Consider the following 19,731-nt stretch of genomic DNA (forward strand, 5'->3'; position numbering starts at 1 on the left):
CTCATTTATATATGTAAAAAGACTGCTCCCGGAATCCGGAAACAGTCTTAATGGTGGCAGCTACCCTGTCTATTTATGCAAATGATAAGGGACGGTTGCAACGACGATATCTTTTTGATTCATTAGATAAGAACGGATGAACAAGCTGGTCTGATTGTGCAGAACCGCCTGCCACCAATGCTTGGTGATAAACTGAGGGATGAGTACAGTAATATGGTCGGTTGAAGCAGTCTTCCACTCTACTGTATCTATGAATTTGACCAGCGGACGGAGAATACTGCGATAGCGGGAACGGAGAACAATCAGGCGCACGCCCGGATTCCATTCCTCCCATTTCTGCTCCATTTTGTTGATCTCTTCTTCATCAAAGCCTACATACACAGCCACCACATTATCCGTTAAGGACTTGGCATAGCTGATCGAATGCAGCACTGCGCGTGTTACACCGGCGACAGGTACGACCACTGTGCTTCCCTTGATGCAGGGTTTATCCGTTGCCGGACAAATCCGCAGCTGATCCGCAGTATTCAGGTAATGGTGGTGAATCCTGTGGAACACGAACATTACAATCGGCAGGAAGATAAAGGCCATCCAGACGCTGGAGAATTTGGTGATAATGAAGATTAAGGTAATGGTCAGAGTCGTAAGCATCCCCACCGTGTTCACGGCAAATTTATTCTGCCATCCTTTAGGTCTGGTTTTGTACCAATGCACCATCATCCCTAGTTGGGACAGCGTAAACGGAATGAAAACACCCACCGCATACAATGGAATCAAACTTTCCGTATTTCCGTGAAAGGCCGCGACCAGCAGAGCTGACAATACGCCCAAAAAGATAATGCCGTTCGAGAAGCCCAAGCGGTCACCGCGGACCATAAATGCATGAGGCAAATATTTGTCTTTGGCAAACATAAACGCCAGCAGCGGGAACGCCGAGTAGGCTGTATTCGCAGCCAGGAACAAAATGACAGCTGTGATCCCTTGTATGAAAAAGTACAAACCGCCGCGCCCAAACGTAGATTCGGCAATTTGCGAGACCACCGTAGCTTTTTCATCAGGCGTAATTCCATACCAGTAAGCCAGCAGCGTGATTCCCGTAAACATAATTCCCAGGATAAGCCCCATCATCATCAGGGTTTTGGCGGCATTTTTCTCCGCAGGCGCCTTGAAGTTCGGAATGGCGTTCGAGACAGCCTCTACCCCGGTCAGAGCCGAACAGCCCGAGCTGAAGGCCTTAAGCAGCAAAAACAAACTGACATTCGACACAGCCGCCCCGATTTCAGGAACATTTGCATGTGCTCCGCCGGTTGCATATTTGAATACCCCCGCAATGATCAATACGAAGATCGATACCACGAACAGATACACGGGAATCGCGATGAATGATGCAGATTCTGTTACCCCCCGCAGATTGACGATGGTCAAGAGCAGAATCACAGTAACAGCGATAAGTACGCTATGATTATGAAGACTTGGAAAAGCGGAGGTGATCGCATCCGTGCCCGCCGATGCACTGACCGCAACGGTCAAAATATAATCCACCAGCAAAGATCCTCCGGCGAGGAGTCCGGTTGGAACACCCAGATTGCTTTTGGCTACGATATACGCGCCACCGCCCTGCGGATAAGCAAAGATGGTCTGACGGTAGGATAAAATCAGTATAGCCAGCAGGCCCAATACGGCTAGTGCGATTGGCAATGAGTACCAGATAGCCGTGAAGCCTGCAGCCACCAGCACAATCAGGATTTGTTCCGTTCCGTAGGCTACAGACGAGAGCGCATCAGAAGACAGGACAGCCAGTGCTTTCACCTTGGATAACTTTTCATGATCGAGTTCGTTCGACTTCATCGGACGCCCGATCAATAGTCGTTTTACCTTGCTTACCATTGTAGTAACAGTTCCTCTCTTTGTTAGGTTGAAACGGTAATACCGTGCGCTGTTTTCATTGGTGGATTTTCATAAATGCAGGCACAAAAATAAGCATACGGAAATGATCCGCATGCTTACGCATCGTCATTATCCCACCATTGCTTACGAGGTTAGCTGGCGGATTCGGGCTGTGGTAGCCCTACGGTTGCAGCCCTTGCGGACCGCCCCGATTCACCCCTTTGGCCTTAGGCCAATGTTGGTTCCCCCGTTTTTCCATACGGAAAATTCAGCGCATATTCAACTTCTCACAAGGTCTAATGATAGTCTACAATGAGCCTTCCGTAAAGCGGTGAAAAAAATGAAAAAAGAATGAAAAAACATCCAAATTACGCAAAACAACGATGAGGGAACTCGCGATCTTTCATTCTCTGCGATTATCCCTTTATCACGTGTTTTTTCAAGGTTTTGATCGCTAATTGTGTCAGAAATTTCAGGATTAATTGAACCTCTTAATCCTGCTGCGATATTCTTTATTCTACGTTATCCTCTTTACGCCCGATCCAGAGCAAAATTGCGATTAGCGCAAAGGCAATTAAGGCTAACAAAGGGATCGTAATAAACCCGAAATAATTCAGATAGTCCTTGTTGCAGGGTACGCCAATTGTGCAGGGAAGCACCTTGCTGAGCGCCGGTATCTTCTGCTCTGCATAATGATAGATAGAAATGCACCCGCCAATGAGACTTAGGGGCAGCACATAGGGAATGATCTTTTTGTCATTCCGGTAGGTCGCAATGCCCAGCAGGATAAGCTGCGGGTACATAAAAATCCGCTGGAACCAGCATAACTTGCAGGGCTCGTACTTTAATACCTCACTTAGATACAAACTTCCCGCTACTGCGATAACAGACACAAACCAGGCCAAATAGAGACAGTGGCGTCTGCAGAATGTAGTGGCCTTCATCACTCGGCGCTCACAGCTTCGGAAGCGGACTTAATCTGAGCTTTAATAGCTTCCATATTGAAAGGCTCATCCACTTTGTGTCCATTAATGAATACACTAGGTGTAGAGGTTACACCGGTATCCTTGGCGGTGCTGATATCACTTTGCAGCTCACTTTCATAAGTTCGTTCCTGGATATCTTTGCGTAAAAGATCCAGATCGACAGGCAGCTTTTCCTTCTCCGCAAGACTCACCAGGAAGTCCTCCGTGGCCCACTCTGCATTCTCATCCCCCTGATTGGCGTAAAGCGCATCGTAGTAAGTCCAGAAAGCCTCATTGTTCTGATGATAGACTGATAATGCCGCCAGCGAAGCTGTTTCGGAATCCGGGCCGATAAAAGCCATATTTACAAAGTAGAAAGCTGCTTTATCCTGATTCACATACTCCTGCACAATCTGCGGCTTGATTACACCTGTAAACTGGGCGCAGGCCGGGCATTTGAAATCACCGAACTCGACGATTTTGACAGGGGCATCCTCTTTCCCCAGTCTTGGGAACTCACTGTAATTGAAATCAACCGCTTTGCCTGAATCTGCCGATGAAGAGGAATCCCTCGATGCCAACATGAAAAGTCCGACAAAAATTATCACCACAATTGCGACCGTACTAATAATTAGAATTCTCGTTTTCTGTTTCTGCTGCTCCAGCTCAGCCCTGCGTTTCTCAGCTTTACTTAGCCCGGAAACCATGACATTGTTTGTTTTAGATTTGCCCAAAAGAGAGTTCCTTTCTGTCCTGGAGGGACTGTTGTGAGGAATCATATTCTTTAAAATTATATAATTAAAACTCTCCGCTTGGCAAACCTTCGTTCAACCCGCTTCCGACTTCTCCCGCTTCTCCCGGATTCCCTGTTCATTGGAATTTCCTACCGCCGGGAAGGTGTCCATAAGCTGCAGCGGGATCTTAAAAAAGAAGTCCGTCCCCCCGTCCCTTGCCTTTTCCGTCCAGATGCTTCCATCCATAAGCTCAACAAGCTTTTTGCAGATCGCCAGCCCTAAGCCAGTTCCCTGGTACTTGCGGTTATGCGAAGCATCCACCTGCGAGAAGGGCTGAAACAACAGCTTCAACTTGTCCGGTGCAATCCCGATTCCTGTGTCACTGACTCTGAACAGCAGTCCCAGGGAAGCCCCCTCTTTGCTGTAGGTTTCAAGAGCAACTGTTATGCCTCCCTCATGAGTAAACTTAACTGCATTGCCAATCAGATTCACCAGAATCTGGCGGATCCGCGCACTGTCCCCGATTAATTGTTCAGGAATGGACGGGGCGATCTCAAGGGTCAATGCAAGCCCTTTGTGGCTCGCCGCAACCGTGAACAGATTTATGCATTCCCGCAGCAATGCAGGAAGCTTGAACGGCGATTTTACCAGCAGCATGTTCTCGGCTTCAAGACGGGAAATATCGAGCACATCGTTCATCACATTCAGCAATGCAAGACTGCTCGTATTTTGCAGCTTCAACAATTCCTGATGCCCGGGTGCCGTGATTTCCTCCGCGAGCAGTTGGTTGATGCCAATAATGCCATTAAGCGGTGTCCGGATTTCATGACTCATTGTAGCCAGGAATTCACTTTTCATCCGCGCAGCGCTTTCGGCCGCATTTTTGGCGATCAGAAGCTCCTGCTGTTGTTCAGCCAGAGCCGTAATGTCTTCAGCGATAATGTACACGTAAGTTTCTTTGTCGTTAACCAGCGGAAAAACGGTCGTACTGCATATCAGCCTGGCCCCGCTTTTGGTTTTGACGGTCAATTCCAGCTTTCCGGACTGTCCCCGCGCAGCGCGTTTAACGGCTGCTTTGAGGGCCAGTTCATCCCCGGTGCTGAACAACACATTTTTGTAGTCACTCAGTTCCTCTTGTCCGTAACCTGTTGTCTGCCGGAGTGAGGGATTGGCGCTGATCACCTTTTTGCGCACAGGGTCGATACACACTACCATATCAGGGCTGAACTCGAATAAAGCCGTGTAGCGCTGCTCATTAAATTGTGCTGTGAACAGCACCTGCTTCCTGTCTTTGTACATAAGTCCAAGCACAACGGCCACTACCAGCAGGAACGTGCAGGCAAGAATCATTCCCAGCATTGAATCATTCAGAAGCGGAGTCCGGCCCATATAAATATAGGGCTCCGTGTCCACATATGAGGCTCCGGCCATAGCTATATAATTCGTTCCCGACAGCACAGCGGTCAGTACAAGGATGAGCAATAACTTTTTGGCAGAAAACATATTATAGCGTTTCGCTGTCCAATTCGGATGATAGGAAGCTGTGACTGCAGGGATCACCAAAGAGAGTACGAAGGCCCCCAGAATCGAACCCGTGCTTTGTTCAAAAGCCGCCGTATAGCGAACGCTCATCATCCCGCTGCAATGCATAATCAGAATCCCGCAGCTGAACAGCAGCCCGCCAAATCCAAGAGTTGCCTTGCTGCTCCGCGTGCGGGGATTATTGAACAGCATCAGCAGCACATAGGAAGCCGAAATGGGCACAAACAGCGAGAGTAACAACATCGGGATATAATAGGACGCCGTGCTCTCATGCTTCATTGCAATCATGCTGATATAATGCATACTCCACATCCCTATTCCCAGGGCACCGGAGCTGAATAGGACAAAAACTACATTTCTTTTATGACGTACCATTCTTTCCGCGAGATCCACGGCGATGAAGCTGGATAAACATGCTATAACAATAGAAAAGAGGACCAGCAAATCCATATAAAGCGGATGATCAGACATCGGCCTCTCTCCTTTCTTTTTTTGAATGAACTACTGCAGCCAGATACACTCCATTTACCCGCCATGAAACGCCCCGAATCCGGAATCCTATCCCGACGGCTGAGGTAATCTTTGTATAAAAAAAGACATAGCGCCTAATCTGACGCCATGTCTGAAAACATCTCTTATGTTATTGTCAGGCTCCCGCCTCTTCAGTCAAAAACTGCACCTTCATCACTTTAATACGGGATATCCGTTTGTTGTCCGTTTCTTCCACCACGAATAAGTGGCTGTCAAATTCTACAGTCTGGCCTTTTTGCGGGGGATTCACCTCTAATTTGGAGTACAACCAGCCGCCTACTGTATCATAATCATCTGTCTCCATATTCAATCCAAGCCGGTCGTTGATTTCTTCAATCAGCATCAGACCATCGATGGAGAATTCATCCTCCCCCAGTTTCTCTACGCCTGGCCGCTCTTCATCGAATTCGTCCTGAATTTCACCGACGATCTCTTCCATAATATCTTCGAGCGTAACCATACCGGACGTACCCCCATATTCATCGATCAGAATGGCAATCTGTGTCTTCGCACGCTGCATAACCTTAAGCAGAGCACTAATCTGTATCGACTCTGGAACGGTAAGAATGGGACGAATCAGTTCACTGTATTTGGGCGCATTGTCACGGATCAGATCCTTGATATGAATGAAGCCGAGAATATGGTCCTTGTCACCGTCACATACCGGATACCGTGTGCGCATCCCGTCAAACGCAATCTCCATGTTCTCTTCAACCGTCAGATGATTGTTCAGACAGATCATTTCAGTGCGGGGAATCATGATCTCACGGGCCATGGTGTCGGCAAATTCAAAAATATTGTCCACCAATGTCATTTCCGTATTGTCGATAAGTCCGCTCTTGTTGCTTTCCTGCATAAGGATGCGGATTTCCTCTTCCGTGTGCGCTGTAGCCAGCTCCGAAGCAGGCGCTAAGCGGAACAGCCGCAGCAGCCCGCTGGCCAGGCCTTTTACGATCCAGATAATAGGATACATGATCCGAAAAAAAACATTCATCGCACCCGCGGTTAGCAGAAGTACCGCTTCGGCTTTGTTCACAGCTATCGTCTTGGGAGCAAGCTCTCCGAGTACGATATGCAGAACGGTGATGAACATAAACGCAATAACTAGCGAAATTACATAAACCGAGGTTTCGCCAAATCCTAGGCTTGTTACAATCGGCCACACAATCGTTGCGACAGCAGGTTCCCCCAGCCAGCCAAGTGCCAGTGAAGCAAGGGTGATGCCCAGCTGGCAGGCGGACAGATATCCGTCCAGATTGTGTACGATATTACTTGCTGCTACTGCTCGTTTACTGCCTTCCTCCATCAGAGAATCTATGCGGCCGCTTCGTACTTTCACCATCGCATATTCAACCGAAACAAAAAAGCCATTCAACAGCACCAGCAAAATAATAAGACCTACATGTAATATACCGGGTAAAGGGTCGCTCAATTTATACTCCTATCCACCGTCTCCACGATTCAGGCGGATAGGCCCACCTCCTTCGTTTGTTCAAAATGTCGGCTTGTGCAGCAGCAATACCTTTCCAAATCAATTTCCCAATGCTTTCATCTCCTGACTGGAATCACGGATATAAATATACACATTATTATAATATTTCTTCGCATATAAAAACAGATGCGAACAAGCGTAAAAATATGATCTTGGTTATTGCCGAATAAACATTAGAGATGGAAGGAATCTTTTTTCTGTTTATTCCTGCTTAATAAGGTTAAATCGTAGGCACCCTCTTCGTCAACTTTAGGTGAATTTCGTAATCCGTTGTTAGCGGCATTCCCGTTGGTGCCGCTCCCCGAAAACCCAAAAAACCGCCCTGCCAGGGCGGCGATTTTTGGAGAGCCTGCGATTCTATTTCAGCAAAATTTTCACAGCGGCATTCAGCCGTTTTATAGTTTCTGTGCCAATCCATCCGCCTGCACTGGCCAGGATCACATTATGAAAAACCTTCATAGCCAGAGAGTATGTCATTGTCCCGATTAGGATCTCTACAACAAAGAACCGCATAATATCTCCAGTGGTTATAATGTAAACTTTAAACTCCTGATTATGAAGCATGGGCTATATCATCCGCCTTTAAAGGGTTTATATAACCCATATGCTTCAAGCTGATTGTCCGATGCCAGATGTATTTGGATGGGAAATTTTACGAAATCCGCTCCAATGGTTAGCAGTTATTACCAACAGTTCCGTGTAGTCGGCGGATTGCCAATGGTGCCGGGATATTGATAAATAAGGGGTTCCTCAAAGGTGGCATAATCGAAGTTAACCATCAACAGCACAATGCGTTGTCCGGTGGCCTTGTCGCTGATAATTAAGTGGTCGCGGCCTGCAGCTTCCAGCACACCTGTGTAGACTTTGGCATTCCAATCTTTGTTGTTCTCGTATGTGAAGTAAAAGGTGCCGACTTTGCCAAGATTCAGCCGGAAAATGTTTTCGATGTATGATTGTTCAAATACTGGAGCCGTTGTCGGTACTACACCGCCTGCTGGAGTCATCGGGCTGCCGCTGGTGACTTGGGGAGGGGTTGCCCCCATGGTACCCATGTTGCCCATACCCATCGGGCTCATGCTGCCCATTCCGGCAGGACTCATACTGCCCATACCCGCTGGGCTCATACTGCCCATACTCATGGGGCTCATGCTGTGCATGGCGTTCATATTATTCATGTTGTTCACGTTGTTCATGTTGTTCATTGCACCTGAAGGATTGCTGCCGATCGTATAGGTTACGGGGCGGTAAGGTTGTGCTATCATCTGTTAAAAACCTCCTGATAATTAGTATGCCGGCTGTTTGGCCAGCTTAGGCAATGTGACTTGTTCACAACTAAAGTTCGCTGAGAATTTCTGACCGGAGAAGAACTGCAGCGGGCTGTGGAAGCGAATCGCCAGGCTTTTTTGGCTGCACCCGCATCCGCACCCCTAACGATCTAGTATACTGCTGGACATTCCCCGCTAGCGGGGGCAAAGAAGCAATGCGCTTTATACCTTCCGGTATTTTGCTGGTCGTACCAGGTTGCCGGACAGTCACCGACCGGCCGGAAGAACCAGAGCGCATTGGTCGCCGGCCTTGTTCTTTCACCCGCGATGGCGCGTCTGGCAAGGCGAATGTCGGATTCCCTGGCACGCTGGTAGAAATAGCCCTTCTGCGGGGCTTCGAACCCGCCCGGACTTTGAAATACCATGTCGTTGACATTGCGGATGTTTCTGAAGTCCAGACAGTTTCCAAGTATCCGGTTGACGCCGACATTGCCGACCATCAGCATGCCGGACTCCCCGTCTTCCTCGGCTTCCGCCCGCATCAGCCGTGCAAGTGTCCTTACATCTTCCGAATTTGCTTTAATTACGGCCATGCTTTCTCCTCCTTAGCCTACACTTTCTCAACTGCTCGCTGTATTGTATGTGCATTCGCCTAAGAGGTGACAGTCCACGCCCAATTTCTGACCCATCCCGGATAAATCTGATTACGGTTCATAGATCATTTTACGTCCTATTTCAATCTCCGGTTGTCCCATCCGGTCCGGCAATAAGCACGTTAGCCCCAGATCAATCCCAAGTATAATCAGATTTCTCTTTATACAACTATCCCCTTGTTCCACTGACGGGAAACAAGGGGATTGTATAAGATACACAATATATTGTAAACAACATATCATTTGATCTATTCTGCCGTCGAGTAGTGAGGCTGCCTCTGAAAACCGTGGTATCTTGTACCCTGATACGTAAGAATTCCCCGGTCTCCCTCAGCGCTCATGCCATACTCATTGCCGTCCACTTTGAATTCCATCCTCACCCCACGGTCTGACTCATACGTTAAATAGTAGGTTGTGCTGGTGCGGCTGTTATTGCTGTCATCCTGCAGCTGCTGCTGCCGGACCTCAGTACGTTTACTGACGATGCGTGCGGGGATGGTCATGATGGGCGATTTGTTGTTCCGGTTCCACTGCAGCAGCCCCCGGCCTGCAGATACAGCGATTATGCCAATAACAACGGCAAGAAAGATCGGTATTACCGTCCCCGTAAAATCAAACATCCAAGATGGATCCGGGCCCATTCCCATGACTCTTCCCCCTTATTTCCCATGTTATCCTGCTTCCTGCAGGGATACAGGCACTTCTGTACATGTATATGCCCCGGCTATTCCATACAGCACAAGTAGAAACGGCTTTGCCGTCATTCCAAAGACAGTATCGGTATACATTCTCTTATCAAAAAAACCACCCTGTTCTCTGGGGGCAGAGTTCAGGGTGGTCCTCATTATCGTCTATACGGGAGTAGTATTATGCGTGCACAAGGTCTAATAATTGCTTGGTTTCATCATTTTCTTCAGGCAGCATTCCATTGTCTGCCCAGCAAGCTCTACATTGTTCTTCTGTTTCACAGAGGTGTGCATCATCACAGTTGTAGCACAGTTGCAACAGGTTTCTGGTCACATAATCCGTTTCGAAAGTTTTCATTATAATCTCTCCTATTCGGGATGAAAGTTTGTGAAAAAATGAACTTGTTCTCTATGTGTTAAATATATCACAGGGAGATTCGTTTGTCATGTGATTTTTTTCACATTTTTAAAGAAAATTTTAAATAAGATTTTATTTTAATTTTATTCCCTAATTCCTTTTAAAACTATGTGCCTCCTCCGTCCTACCGGTCCGCTAGCCAGCCAAGTGCCAGACTGGTCAAGCTTCAGACTCTCAACAGAGCAGTTCTCCAACTATAAAAGGAGGTGTATCCCGCAAACTGTAAATCAGCTTGCCGGACACCTCCTATGTTACATCACCCGCCAGCTTAATCCACCGTTAGTAGTCTGCAGCAGAATCGACTTGCGGTCTTCTTTTTTCTCGATCAGCAGCCAGCCTACTTCACTGGATATAAACTGCAGCTTCACAATTTCCGGATAATCCACTAGCTTGGATTTCAGCACACTGCTGGCCGGAAGCGCCGTCCAGGTCTTGCCCTGGTTGGTAGTCTTATATAACACATCCTGCTTAAGGGCCCAGCCCAGTCGGGAGTTCAAAAAGGTTGGGGGGATATGGCGGTTGATCCCCGTCAGGGTTCCCAGCCCAAAAGATACAAATTTCCAGTTCTCTCCCCCATTGGCCGTGAAATAACCATTATAGGTGATACTGCCTTCCTTGTCTTTTTGGCAACCTACTGACATCCAGCCGTTCAAACTGCCTTTATCAAAAAAATCCGGCTCCCCTGTAATCACCTTGTCACAGCCCCTAAATTGATCATTCACAAGAAATTCCGGTCCCGGATTCCAGGTTGCCGCTCCGTCCTTGGTCATATAAATCTTGGGAAGTGCACCGGTCTGCATAGTCACAAAGCCATGGCTGATGTCCTTGAAGACCATCCCCGTAATCACACCCGATACCGGGATCGTATTATTCGGTAAATTCGGATTATACTGCTCATTTTGCATCACCAGGCTCCAGGTAGCGCCACCATCACTTGTTGCATACAGCGCTTTGCTCTCTTTGGTAGCTTTGGCATCCCAGGAAGTCATCAGCCAGCCATAATCAGGAGAGTTGAAATAGATTGAAGAAATGGCGTTCGCATCAGGAAAAGACGATACTTTCCAGCTGCTTCCCCCATCTGTTGTACGCAATACAACCGTTTCTGTCAGCCCGGAGGCGCTTCGGATAATCCAGCCATTGCTGGGATCGGTGAACAATATGTCCTTTCCATATACAGGGTTCGACAAAAATTGAACATTTGCTGACGGGGAAATATTGCTCCACGTTTCGCCGTTATCCTTGGTCATGTAGATCCGCAGTTCATTTTTGGTCACGCCCCAAGCCAGCCCGATGGCATCATTTAACAGTCTGAAATCTGTCAGCCGGGTTTGAATCTGGTATTTCGGGGTATTCTCGTTGTTAACGTTCTTGGCATCCGGTGTAATCAACGTAATGGTCTGCCCCTCTTCCGGCGCTTCCGTCGGCTGGGGGGGCTGGGAAGGCTCCGGAGGAGGAGAAGAGCAAGCCGAGAATATGAGCAGGGTCAGGAATACCGTGAATACAGCCCCCAGAACCCTGAAACCTATATGTTTATGTGACAAAGCTCTCCTCTTCCTTCATTAATTATTTGTTCTGATTCAGTTTGCTGCGCTTGTAGCCATATAATCCGTAAATGAGCAAACCGATAACCAGCCAGATCAAGAAGCCAGTCCAAGTATCTCTCCCCAGATTATACATTAAATAGCCGCAGGCCGCTGCACTTAGCAAGGGAACAACCGGAACCCATGGCACTGTGAAGCCCCGTTTCAGATTCGGATGAGTATACCGGAGTACGATAACACCCAGCGAAACAACCAGAAAGGCGAACAGTGTACCGATACTGGTTAGGTTGGCCAAACGGTCCAGCGGGACAAAGCCGGTGAGTACGGCAATAATTCCGCCGACCAACCAGGTGCTGCGTATGGGAGTATGTGTTTTCTTGCTCACCTTGGACCAGGATTCCGGCAAAAGCCCGTCCCGTGATATTGCGAACAAAAGCCGGGTCTGACCAAACAATAAAACGAGCAGAACCGTAGTCATTCCGGCAATAGCACCCACGGAGATCAGCCCGGCGACCATATTCTGATCCACAAACCGCAGCGCAAAGGAAACCGGATCACTGACATTCAGTCTCTGGTAAGGGACAATCCCGGTAAGCACCAGCGATACAACGATGTAGAGCACCGTACAGATGGCAAGGGAGGAAATAATCCCGATCGGCAGATCACGCTGCGGGCGCTTGACTTCTTCTGCCGCAGTGGACAAGGCATCAAATCCGATATAGGCAAAAAATACAGTAGCCGCCCCATTGACTACACCATGAAATCCAAAGGGCATAAAGGGTGTCCAATTCTCCGGTTTCACATAAAAAAAGCCAGTAACAATAAAGAGAATAACGACTGACAGCTTGATTACAACCATAATGGCATTAAAACGTGCTGTTTCCTTGACCCCCCTGGTCAGCAAGTAGGAAATCAGTAAAATGATAATAATCGCAGGGAGGTTGATAAACGTTCCTTTGTCCGCATTATACGCCCCCGAGAGTGCTGTGGGCAAATGCAAGCCAAAGCCTTCGAGGAGGCCCTGAAAATAACCGGACCACCCGCTGCTCACTGCAGCTGCAGCCACCCCGTATTCCAGCACCAGATCCCAGCCCAGAATCCAGGCTAACAGTTCACCAAATGCCACATAGCTGTAAGCATATGCACTGCCGGACACCGGTAATGTGGAAGCAAATTCGGAATAACACAGAGCCGACAATACACACGCAATACCTGCCAGCACAAAAGAGAGCACCAGGGCCGGTCCCGCATGCTCGGCAGCTGCCACTCCCGTCATTACAAATATACCGGTACCGATGATCGCCCCCACACCAAGTAAGGTCAGATCCAGTGCACCAAGTGTCTTGCTGAGCTTCTCTCCTCCGGCGCTTACTGGAGCGGTCAAAGGCTTCTTGCGGAATACATCCATTCGTAAATTCTCCCCTGTCTTCTTAATAACTTTTTAAATAAATAGATATTATTATTGTGAAGTGGCCGACCTTTTATGACCCGGCGCCGATAATTACAAGAAATGTGGAAATACTAAACATCACTTACTCCGTTCTTCCAAAATTCTTGTTAACTCGCTTAATTTCGGGTAATGGATTAAAAGCAGACCGCTTGAAAACACTAACCTTAGCGATTATGATGGATAAGATTGGACACAAAAACTTCAAAAACTCAGGAGGAGATGTAGCAATGGCCCCCCCATTCAAACCAAATCGTGTCGTAGTGATCGGCACAGGTGCTGTCGGTACGACAACTGCCTATACTTTGCTGCTGCGCAGACGCATGCAGGAGCTGGTCCTTATTGACGTCAACCATCAGAAAGCACTTGGTGAAGCACTAGATATGAACCATGGCATGCCATTTGTCGGTGGTGTGAAGCTCTGGGCAGGAACCTATGAAGATTGCCGCGATGCAGATATCATTATTGTGACCGCCGGCGCCTCCCAGAAACCGGGTGAAACCCGGATTGATCTGCTGCGCAAAAACATTTCCATTTTTAAAGACATCATCCAAAAAATCACGAAATACAACCAGCATGCTATTCTGCTGATCGCGACCAATCCGGTGGACATTCTGGCCTATGCCACCCTGAAGATCAGCGGTTTCGACCGCAGACGTGTCATCGGCTCGGGTACGGTGCTTGACAGTGCCAGATTCCGTTACCTGATCGGCCTGCACAAAGAAATCGACCCGCGCAGCATTCACGGTCAGATTATCGGTGAGCATGGAGATTCCGAGCTTCCGGTATGGAGTCTCGCCAATGTTGCCGGAATTGATCTTGGCTTTGACGATGCGGAACGTAAGGAAATCTTCGAGGATACCAAAAATGCCGCTTACGAAATCATTGATGCCAAAGGTTCAACTTCTTATGCGATCGCACTTGCACTGGACCGGATCGTGGTCTCCATTCTGAATAATGAAGGTTCTGTGCTGAATGTCTCCACTTTGCTGAACAACTATAATGGAGTATCCGATGTATTCCTGGGTGCCCCATGCGTAGTTGACCGTTCCGGTGTACGTGAAGTGCTGGATCTTCCGCTCAGCGAAGATGAGAAAACCTTGTTCCAGCAATCCGCTGAGAAGCTGAAAAGTGAAATCTCTAAGCTGGAGCTGTAGGACAAGCTCACCCCATAACAGAGACTATCTCCCCCTCACATCGAGGGCGGGGATAGTCTTTTTGTCGGGCTGCTGAAAAGCGGCAAACAAAGAAAACGCCCTTCAAGTCATGGAGAATAACCCCCATACTGAAAGGACGGAGCTTCTGAACTCAACAAATATAACATGAATCGTCATGCCTGCCAATGAAATAGGTCCTTGCCCATTTAAAGCTTTCCGGCTTTATGCTGTCCCCGCATTAAAGTTTGTGCCGGACGGCCTGCCGCATTTAGAATGTAGCCATTACTTCAGCATGCCGATCTGCAGCCTGGCCATGGCTTCTTCCTTCTCCCGGCTGGTAATATGGGTATACACGGTAGTGGTCTGGATGGACGAGTGGCCCAGCAGCTCCTGTACGGTCCGCAAGTCTGCCCCTTTGCGCAGCAGCATGGTGGCGAAAGAATGGCGCAGCTTATGGCTGGAGTATGGCCTGCGGCGGGCAGCGGGAACTTCCGCTTGGAAACGGCCAAAGGTGTCGGCAGCAATACCCTGGATGGCACGAATCGAGAGCCTGCGCCCTTTTTGCGAAATGAACATCGCTTCCTCCTTGCTGCGCCAAGGCTCCAGCCGCTCAGACAGGGCCTGCTCCAAAAGAGGAGCCAGCTCCGCAGGCACCGGAATATTCCGCCATTTGCGGCCTTTTCCGAAAACACGGAGCGTAAGGCGTTCCGCATTATAATCGCTTAAGTTCAGGGTGTGCACCTCCCCTACCCGCAATCCCATGTAGGACATAAGCAGAAAAACCGCCAGATTCCTGCTTCTGTACTTGCCTTCAACCGCAGACAAAAACCGCTGCAGTTCATGTTCTTCCAGGTAGACGGGCTCACGGTTTTTTTCAGTCTTGGATTTCTTGATTCCCGCTGCAGGATTGGCGGTTAGCAGCTCCAGCTCCATCAGCGCCTTGAACAGGCAATTGACTGAAGCATGCTTGCGGTTACGCGTAGCATCACTGACCCCCCGTTCACGGACCGAGGTTAAATAGGAGATGATATGCAGCTTCTTGACATTCTCCAGGCTTTTGCCGTTCAGACTCCCCAGGAACTCCCGCACATCGGCAAGATAGGACTTCTGGGTATAAGAAGTGAACCCGGCATCCTTCATCCAGATGAGAAAAGCCTCCAGTTCTTCTTCATAGTCGGGCTCAGAATCATTCATGTCCTATCTCCTCTCCGAGTTCAGTAACAATCTATTCTACCATAGAATAACTTCATGGAATCAAGTAGAGAATAAGCTCGGTTTCGTGTCCGCTATCCCATTTCTCCACTCTGCCGCGTGTTTTTGAACAGTGGACAGGAACTCCGCAAGCGCCGGCGATTTCCACTTTTTGTGGTGGTAAGCGATTTGGGTAGCTACCCGCTGCGATTCGTCATTCCAATGGAGCCGGGCAAGCTTGCCCTCGGCCAGCTCACTCTGGACCGTAATCATCGGTATAAACGAAAGGCCCAGACCGGCCATCACGCACTGCTTGATCGCTTCAATACTCCAGAATTCCAGTTTTGGATCGGGGAATACGCCGTGACTGTTCAAATGGCGCTCGAACAAGGTCCGGTAGGTGCAGCCGGTTTCGGTGTGCAGAATAGTCTCATCTTTTAGGTGAAGCGGCAGTACTTCTGCGAGCTCCAGAAGCGGATGTCCAAGCGGAGCAACCAGCGTCATCGCCTCGTGGATGAGCGTCTCCGTGTGTAGGTCCTTATACTCCGTCTCCGGCTGCAGCAGAAATACCAGATCCAGCTCTCCGGAACGGACAGATTCGGTTAGTTCCCAGCAGGCACCCGGCTTCAGGGTGATTTGCACCTGAGGATAGCGCCCGCGGAATTCCTTAATAATGCCCGGCAGCCTGAACGCGGCCAGCGACTCCGGTGCGCCAATGCGCAGTGCTCCGGCCAGCTCAGTCTCCGAACGCAGCGCAACCTCAGCCATGGTGTGCATCCGGGAGATTTCCTGGGCGTAAGGGAGCAGACGGCGTCCGGCGTCGGTAAGAATGATCTTTTTGCTGATGCGGTCAAACAGCGGCTGGCCCAGCTCTGCTTCAAGCGCCTGAATCTGGGCGGTAATGCTGGACTGCGCATAATCCAGCTTCTGGGCGGCACGCGTAAAGCTGCCGGTTTCTACTACGACTAGAAACGTGAACAGGTGACGCGATTCCACTGGACTTCCCCCTTTGCTGAATTGTATCATCGGTTTTTTGAATGGATATTATCTGATAATTCCGTTTTTCCAATGGATCTATTATCTGATACTCTATACATAAATACAAGGAAAGCGGGCCATATTCATTATGAAAGAAACTTTACAACGCAATATCGGAATGCCGCAGGCCATCGCCCTGTACATTGGCGCCGTGCTGGGGTCAGGGGTCCTGATCGTCCCCGGACTTGCGGCCGAGATGGCCGGTCCGGCTTCCCTGCTCGCTTGGGGATTTATGACCCTCCTGATTCTTCCCCTTGCTCTTTCGATGGGTCTTCTCTCTGCCCGGTTTCCGAATGCGGGAGGCGTCTCCCACTTTGTCACGCTGGCTTTTGGCCCCAAGGCCGGAGCGCTGGTCGGCTGGTTCTTCCTGATGTCGGTGCCGATTGGCGGTCCCGTCGCCGCACTAACCGGTGCCGGCTACATGACCGCAGCTATGGGCTGGGGGGACAACGCCAGAATCGCCTTGGCTGCAGCCATGCTGGGAATTGGTCTGGTTACGAACTGGATTGGAATGCAGGTAGCCGGGAAAGTACAGATTGCTGTAGTAATTGCCATCGTCGCCGTATTGGTCTTCTCTTTCGCTGCCGCGCTTCCCCGGATGGAAAGTGTGCACTTCACGCCTTTCGCTCCGCATGGCTGGATGAGCGTCGGCCAGGCAGCGGCAATATTATTTTGGTGTTTTATCGGCTGGGAAGCCGTCTCCCACCTGTCTGAAGAATTCAAAGACCCGCAGCGGGCCGCAGTCCGGGGCGTTACCATTGCCGCCATTATTGTAGGTGTCCTGTACTTCCTGTCCGCCCTCGCCACCGTCGGTACCCAGAGCTATCTGCGGGGAGGAGCGGATTCCTCCCTCGTCTGGATCATCAGCCAGCCGCTGGGCTCCTGGGGCGGATTCATTGCCGGCCTGACCGGGCTGTTCATCTGCACCGCGACCATTATCGCGTATAGCGGAGCAGCATCACGGGTAGCGTTCGCTTTATCCCGACAGGGCTATGCCCCAAAATGGATGGGCCGCTTGTCTAACCGCTATCAGACACCGACAGGTGCCATCGGCTTTCTGCTGATGTGTTTTACCGCCGTACTGTTTCTGTATGGAAGCGGCTTGCTGTCGATCACAACCTTGATCCAGTTTCCCAATGCCACCTTCATTTTGACATATATCGGGGGCTGTGCGGCAGGAATCCGGCTTCTGAAAGGCAGCCGGCTGGGCGTTGGAATCAGTTGGATTTCGTTTGCCGCAACAATGGCAGTGTTTCCTTTTACCGGCTGGGCAATTGGCTATCCGCTGCTGATTACCGCTCTCTTTTTCCTGATTGTGTATTTCAGAGGCAGCCGCAAACACATTCATCCTGAGCTTTCACCACACGATCCGCAAGAGGCTGAGCGCCAAGCACTTTAACTTTATCGCAGCGTACGTATCATAATGACTATCTTTATAGCCATCTCGCACCAAACAGCAGGCCGCAACCGTCCTTGTTCCCAAGGTCGCAGCGGCCTGCTGTTTTTACAATTTCACTTCATCTTTATCCCACTCCAAAGGAATTTTAAATTTGAACATCTGCACTTTATCGGAAAGGGTAATGGGCATACTAGCCTCTTTACCTGCATGCTCAGTCAAGGTTAATGTTACATATTTGGGATGGGGATTCAGTTCATTGAACGGCGGCAGGTTAAAATAATAATAGTCCCGGGTAGATCCACTCCCTCCATAGTTCCTGTATAAGTTACCCATATCATCCTCCATCGTCAAATCAAACGGATAATAGGGCATAACATTTCCAATGACTACTTGAGTGGTTACCGGACCAAGCACCAGCTTATCGATAGTATATTTGGTGTTTTTGTAGGTGAATTCCAGATTTTTAGGATAGACGATTTTCGTCAGTTCATCACTTTTTTGCTTGTTTAGAGGGATGGAGACATCCCACTTCCCCTTTGTGGTGCCGATACAATCCACCGCCATATTAAGCTGCAATTGCGCAGGCATATCCTTATCACCAATACTCATGCGGGTCGTTCCCACAAAAGTATGCTCGCCGGTAATCGTAAAATCATGAGTCGAGATCGCTTGAGGCTCAATTCCTGAAAAACTAAGATTGTAGTACACCACGGCTTCTTTTTCGGTCAACTTGGGAGTAGATTCAGGATAGTTCACTTCATAGTTCAACACCAACTGAATGCCATCATAAAAAACATTAACCACATTAAATTCTATTCCTTGGTCTATTGCTGTTGCGTTCGCCAGTGTACTGAGATTTTTCTCTTCAATCTGCTTCAGATCACCAGTATCCACCCCTTTTGCATACAGATAATCAAAAAAAGGAATACTGCGCAAAGCCTCGGCTACTTGTGGTGATACTGCCCCAATGCCGATTAACACTCCTGAAGCTGCGACCAATGAGACTGCAATACCTGTCCCCCATTTCAGGCATCTAGAAATAAACTTCCGGTTGGTCCTTGTCAGATTGGCCTGCTCGTATTTCGTCCATACTTCCTCAAATTCAAAAGATGGCTTGTACTGTTCCGCCAGCCTTTTACCCTCACGCTGCAAGTCAGCGGCCAGTATCTCATGCCCGGCAGGCTCCCGACGGTTATGAAATTTCATTTCAACCCCTCCTTCAGTGTCTGAAGCTCCGGTTCTTTTTCGTAGTACAGCCGCAATTTCTCCAGTGCAGCATGCAGGCGTGATTTGCAGGTTCCAAGCGGTATGCCCAAAGCCGAGGCCGTCTCTGGCAGGGGCAGTCCCGCATAATAATGAAGCGTAATTACTTCACGCTGTTTTAAGCTTAGCCGGCTTACCGCATGCCATAATATTTGTCTATCTTCGCCCTGCATCGCCTTGTATTCAGCAGAATCCTCTGCAGCCATTGCTGGTATTCCCATGAACAGCTGCTTCCAGCTTTTTTTACGCAGCATATTTCGCGCCGTATTGACGGTGATCCGGTACAGCCAAGGTCTTAATGGTTTGGCGTCGTCATAAAGATCAAACTTGGCAAAAGCGCGAAGAAACGTTTCCTGCGTAATATCATCTGCCAGCACCCGCTGGCGGGTGAGCATCAAGGCAACTCCGTAGATATAGGAAGAATGCTCTTTGAACACCTCCCTGGCCCTCTCCTCTGCAATAGGATAATCCTTCACACACTCTCCCCCTTATCTTTCAATGACTATACACCTCCATCAAGCC

General features: G+C 49.1%; 17 protein-coding genes and 1 riboswitch. Of the genes, 2 read left to right on the forward strand and 15 right to left on the reverse strand.

Annotated elements, in window-relative coordinates:
- Window positions 1-69 precede the first annotated feature (69 nt).
- The 11 genes from PGRAT_RS16105 to bcaP form a co-directional block, all read right to left on the reverse strand.
- Window positions 70-1,887: an APC family permease gene (locus PGRAT_RS16105; protein WP_025708113.1), complete on the reverse strand. Its 1,818-nt coding sequence runs from the start codon at window positions 1,885-1,887 to the stop codon at window positions 70-72.
- Window positions 1,888-2,013: 126 nt separating this feature from the next.
- A riboswitch (cyclic di-AMP (ydaO/yuaA leader) is annotated at window positions 2,014-2,171 on the reverse strand.
- Window positions 2,172-2,399: 228 nt separating this feature from the next.
- Window positions 2,400-2,831, reverse strand: coding sequence for a disulfide oxidoreductase (locus PGRAT_RS16110; protein ID WP_025708112.1), 432 nt, complete (start codon window positions 2,829-2,831; stop codon window positions 2,400-2,402).
- Window positions 2,831-3,586, reverse strand: a complete 756-nt coding sequence (locus tag PGRAT_RS16115) for a DsbA family protein (protein ID WP_025708111.1) — start codon at window positions 3,584-3,586, stop codon at window positions 2,831-2,833. The genes PGRAT_RS16110 and PGRAT_RS16115 overlap by 1 nt, the downstream gene beginning before the upstream one ends.
- A gap of 93 nt (window positions 3,587-3,679) precedes the next feature.
- A complete protein-coding gene (locus PGRAT_RS16120) occupies window positions 3,680-5,599 on the reverse strand; it encodes an ATP-binding protein (protein WP_025708110.1) in 1,920 nt (639 codons plus the stop codon).
- A 175-nt stretch (window positions 5,600-5,774) separates the two neighbouring features.
- Window positions 5,775-7,091: a hemolysin family protein gene (locus PGRAT_RS16125; protein ID WP_025708109.1), complete on the reverse strand. Its 1,317-nt coding sequence runs from the start codon at window positions 7,089-7,091 to the stop codon at window positions 5,775-5,777.
- A 743-nt stretch (window positions 7,092-7,834) separates the two neighbouring features.
- Window positions 7,835-8,236 (reverse strand): spore coat protein GerQ, encoded by a 402-nt coding sequence (gene gerQ, locus PGRAT_RS16135; RefSeq protein ID WP_238326896.1) that lies wholly within the window; start codon window positions 8,234-8,236, stop codon window positions 7,835-7,837.
- Window positions 8,237-8,586: 350 nt separating this feature from the next.
- The gene (locus PGRAT_RS16140) at window positions 8,587-9,009 is read right to left on the reverse strand and encodes a cell wall hydrolase (protein ID WP_025708106.1); all 423 of its coding nucleotides are present in this window, start codon (window positions 9,007-9,009) and stop codon (window positions 8,587-8,589) included.
- A 308-nt stretch (window positions 9,010-9,317) separates the two neighbouring features.
- Window positions 9,318-9,710, reverse strand: coding sequence for a DUF2500 domain-containing protein (locus PGRAT_RS16145; RefSeq protein WP_036706434.1), 393 nt, complete (start codon window positions 9,708-9,710; stop codon window positions 9,318-9,320).
- Window positions 9,711-9,936: 226 nt separating this feature from the next.
- Window positions 9,937-10,113, reverse strand: coding sequence for a hypothetical protein (locus tag PGRAT_RS33740; RefSeq protein WP_020432222.1), 177 nt, complete (start codon window positions 10,111-10,113; stop codon window positions 9,937-9,939).
- Between the two features lie 311 nt (window positions 10,114-10,424).
- A complete protein-coding gene (locus tag PGRAT_RS16150; protein ID WP_051424794.1) occupies window positions 10,425-11,714 on the reverse strand; it encodes a WD40/YVTN/BNR-like repeat-containing protein in 1,290 nt (429 codons plus the stop codon).
- 22 nt (window positions 11,715-11,736) lie between these two features.
- Entirely contained in the window at window positions 11,737-13,122 is a 1,386-nt protein-coding gene (gene bcaP, locus PGRAT_RS16155; protein WP_025708104.1) for a branched-chain amino acid transporter BcaP, read from the reverse strand.
- 269 nt (window positions 13,123-13,391) lie between these two features.
- On the opposite strand from bcaP, the gene PGRAT_RS16160 reads away from it, so the two are divergent.
- Window positions 13,392-14,318, forward strand: a complete 927-nt coding sequence (locus tag PGRAT_RS16160) for an L-lactate dehydrogenase (protein WP_025708103.1) — start codon at window positions 13,392-13,394, stop codon at window positions 14,316-14,318.
- 282 nt (window positions 14,319-14,600) lie between these two features.
- Here PGRAT_RS16160 and PGRAT_RS16165 read toward each other — a convergent pair whose 3' ends face one another.
- A complete protein-coding gene (locus tag PGRAT_RS16165) occupies window positions 14,601-15,512 on the reverse strand; it encodes a tyrosine-type recombinase/integrase (RefSeq protein WP_025708102.1) in 912 nt (303 codons plus the stop codon).
- A gap of 60 nt (window positions 15,513-15,572) precedes the next feature.
- Window positions 15,573-16,505 carry a LysR family transcriptional regulator gene (locus PGRAT_RS16170; RefSeq protein WP_025708101.1) on the reverse strand — a complete coding sequence of 311 codons (933 nt, stop codon included), beginning with the start codon at window positions 16,503-16,505 and terminating at the stop codon, window positions 15,573-15,575.
- Window positions 16,506-16,635: 130 nt separating this feature from the next.
- Between PGRAT_RS16170 and PGRAT_RS16175 the strand changes: the two genes are divergently transcribed.
- Window positions 16,636-17,946, forward strand: coding sequence for an APC family permease (locus PGRAT_RS16175; protein WP_025708100.1), 1,311 nt, complete (start codon window positions 16,636-16,638; stop codon window positions 17,944-17,946).
- A 105-nt stretch (window positions 17,947-18,051) separates the two neighbouring features.
- On the opposite strand, the gene PGRAT_RS16180 is transcribed toward PGRAT_RS16175, so the two are convergent.
- Both PGRAT_RS16180 and PGRAT_RS16185 read right to left on the reverse strand, forming a co-directional pair.
- Window positions 18,052-19,152, reverse strand: coding sequence for a DUF4179 domain-containing protein (locus PGRAT_RS16180; protein ID WP_025708099.1), 1,101 nt, complete (start codon window positions 19,150-19,152; stop codon window positions 18,052-18,054).
- Entirely contained in the window at window positions 19,149-19,685 is a 537-nt protein-coding gene (locus PGRAT_RS16185; protein ID WP_025708098.1) for an RNA polymerase sigma factor, read from the reverse strand. The genes PGRAT_RS16180 and PGRAT_RS16185 overlap by 4 nt, the downstream gene beginning before the upstream one ends.
- Window positions 19,686-19,731: the final 46 nt, after the last annotated feature.

Origin of the sequence: Paenibacillus graminis (genome assembly GCF_000758705.1) — a bacterium.
In the GTDB taxonomy this organism is placed as follows: Bacteria; Bacillota; Bacilli; order Paenibacillales; family Paenibacillaceae; genus Paenibacillus_AQ; species Paenibacillus_AQ graminis.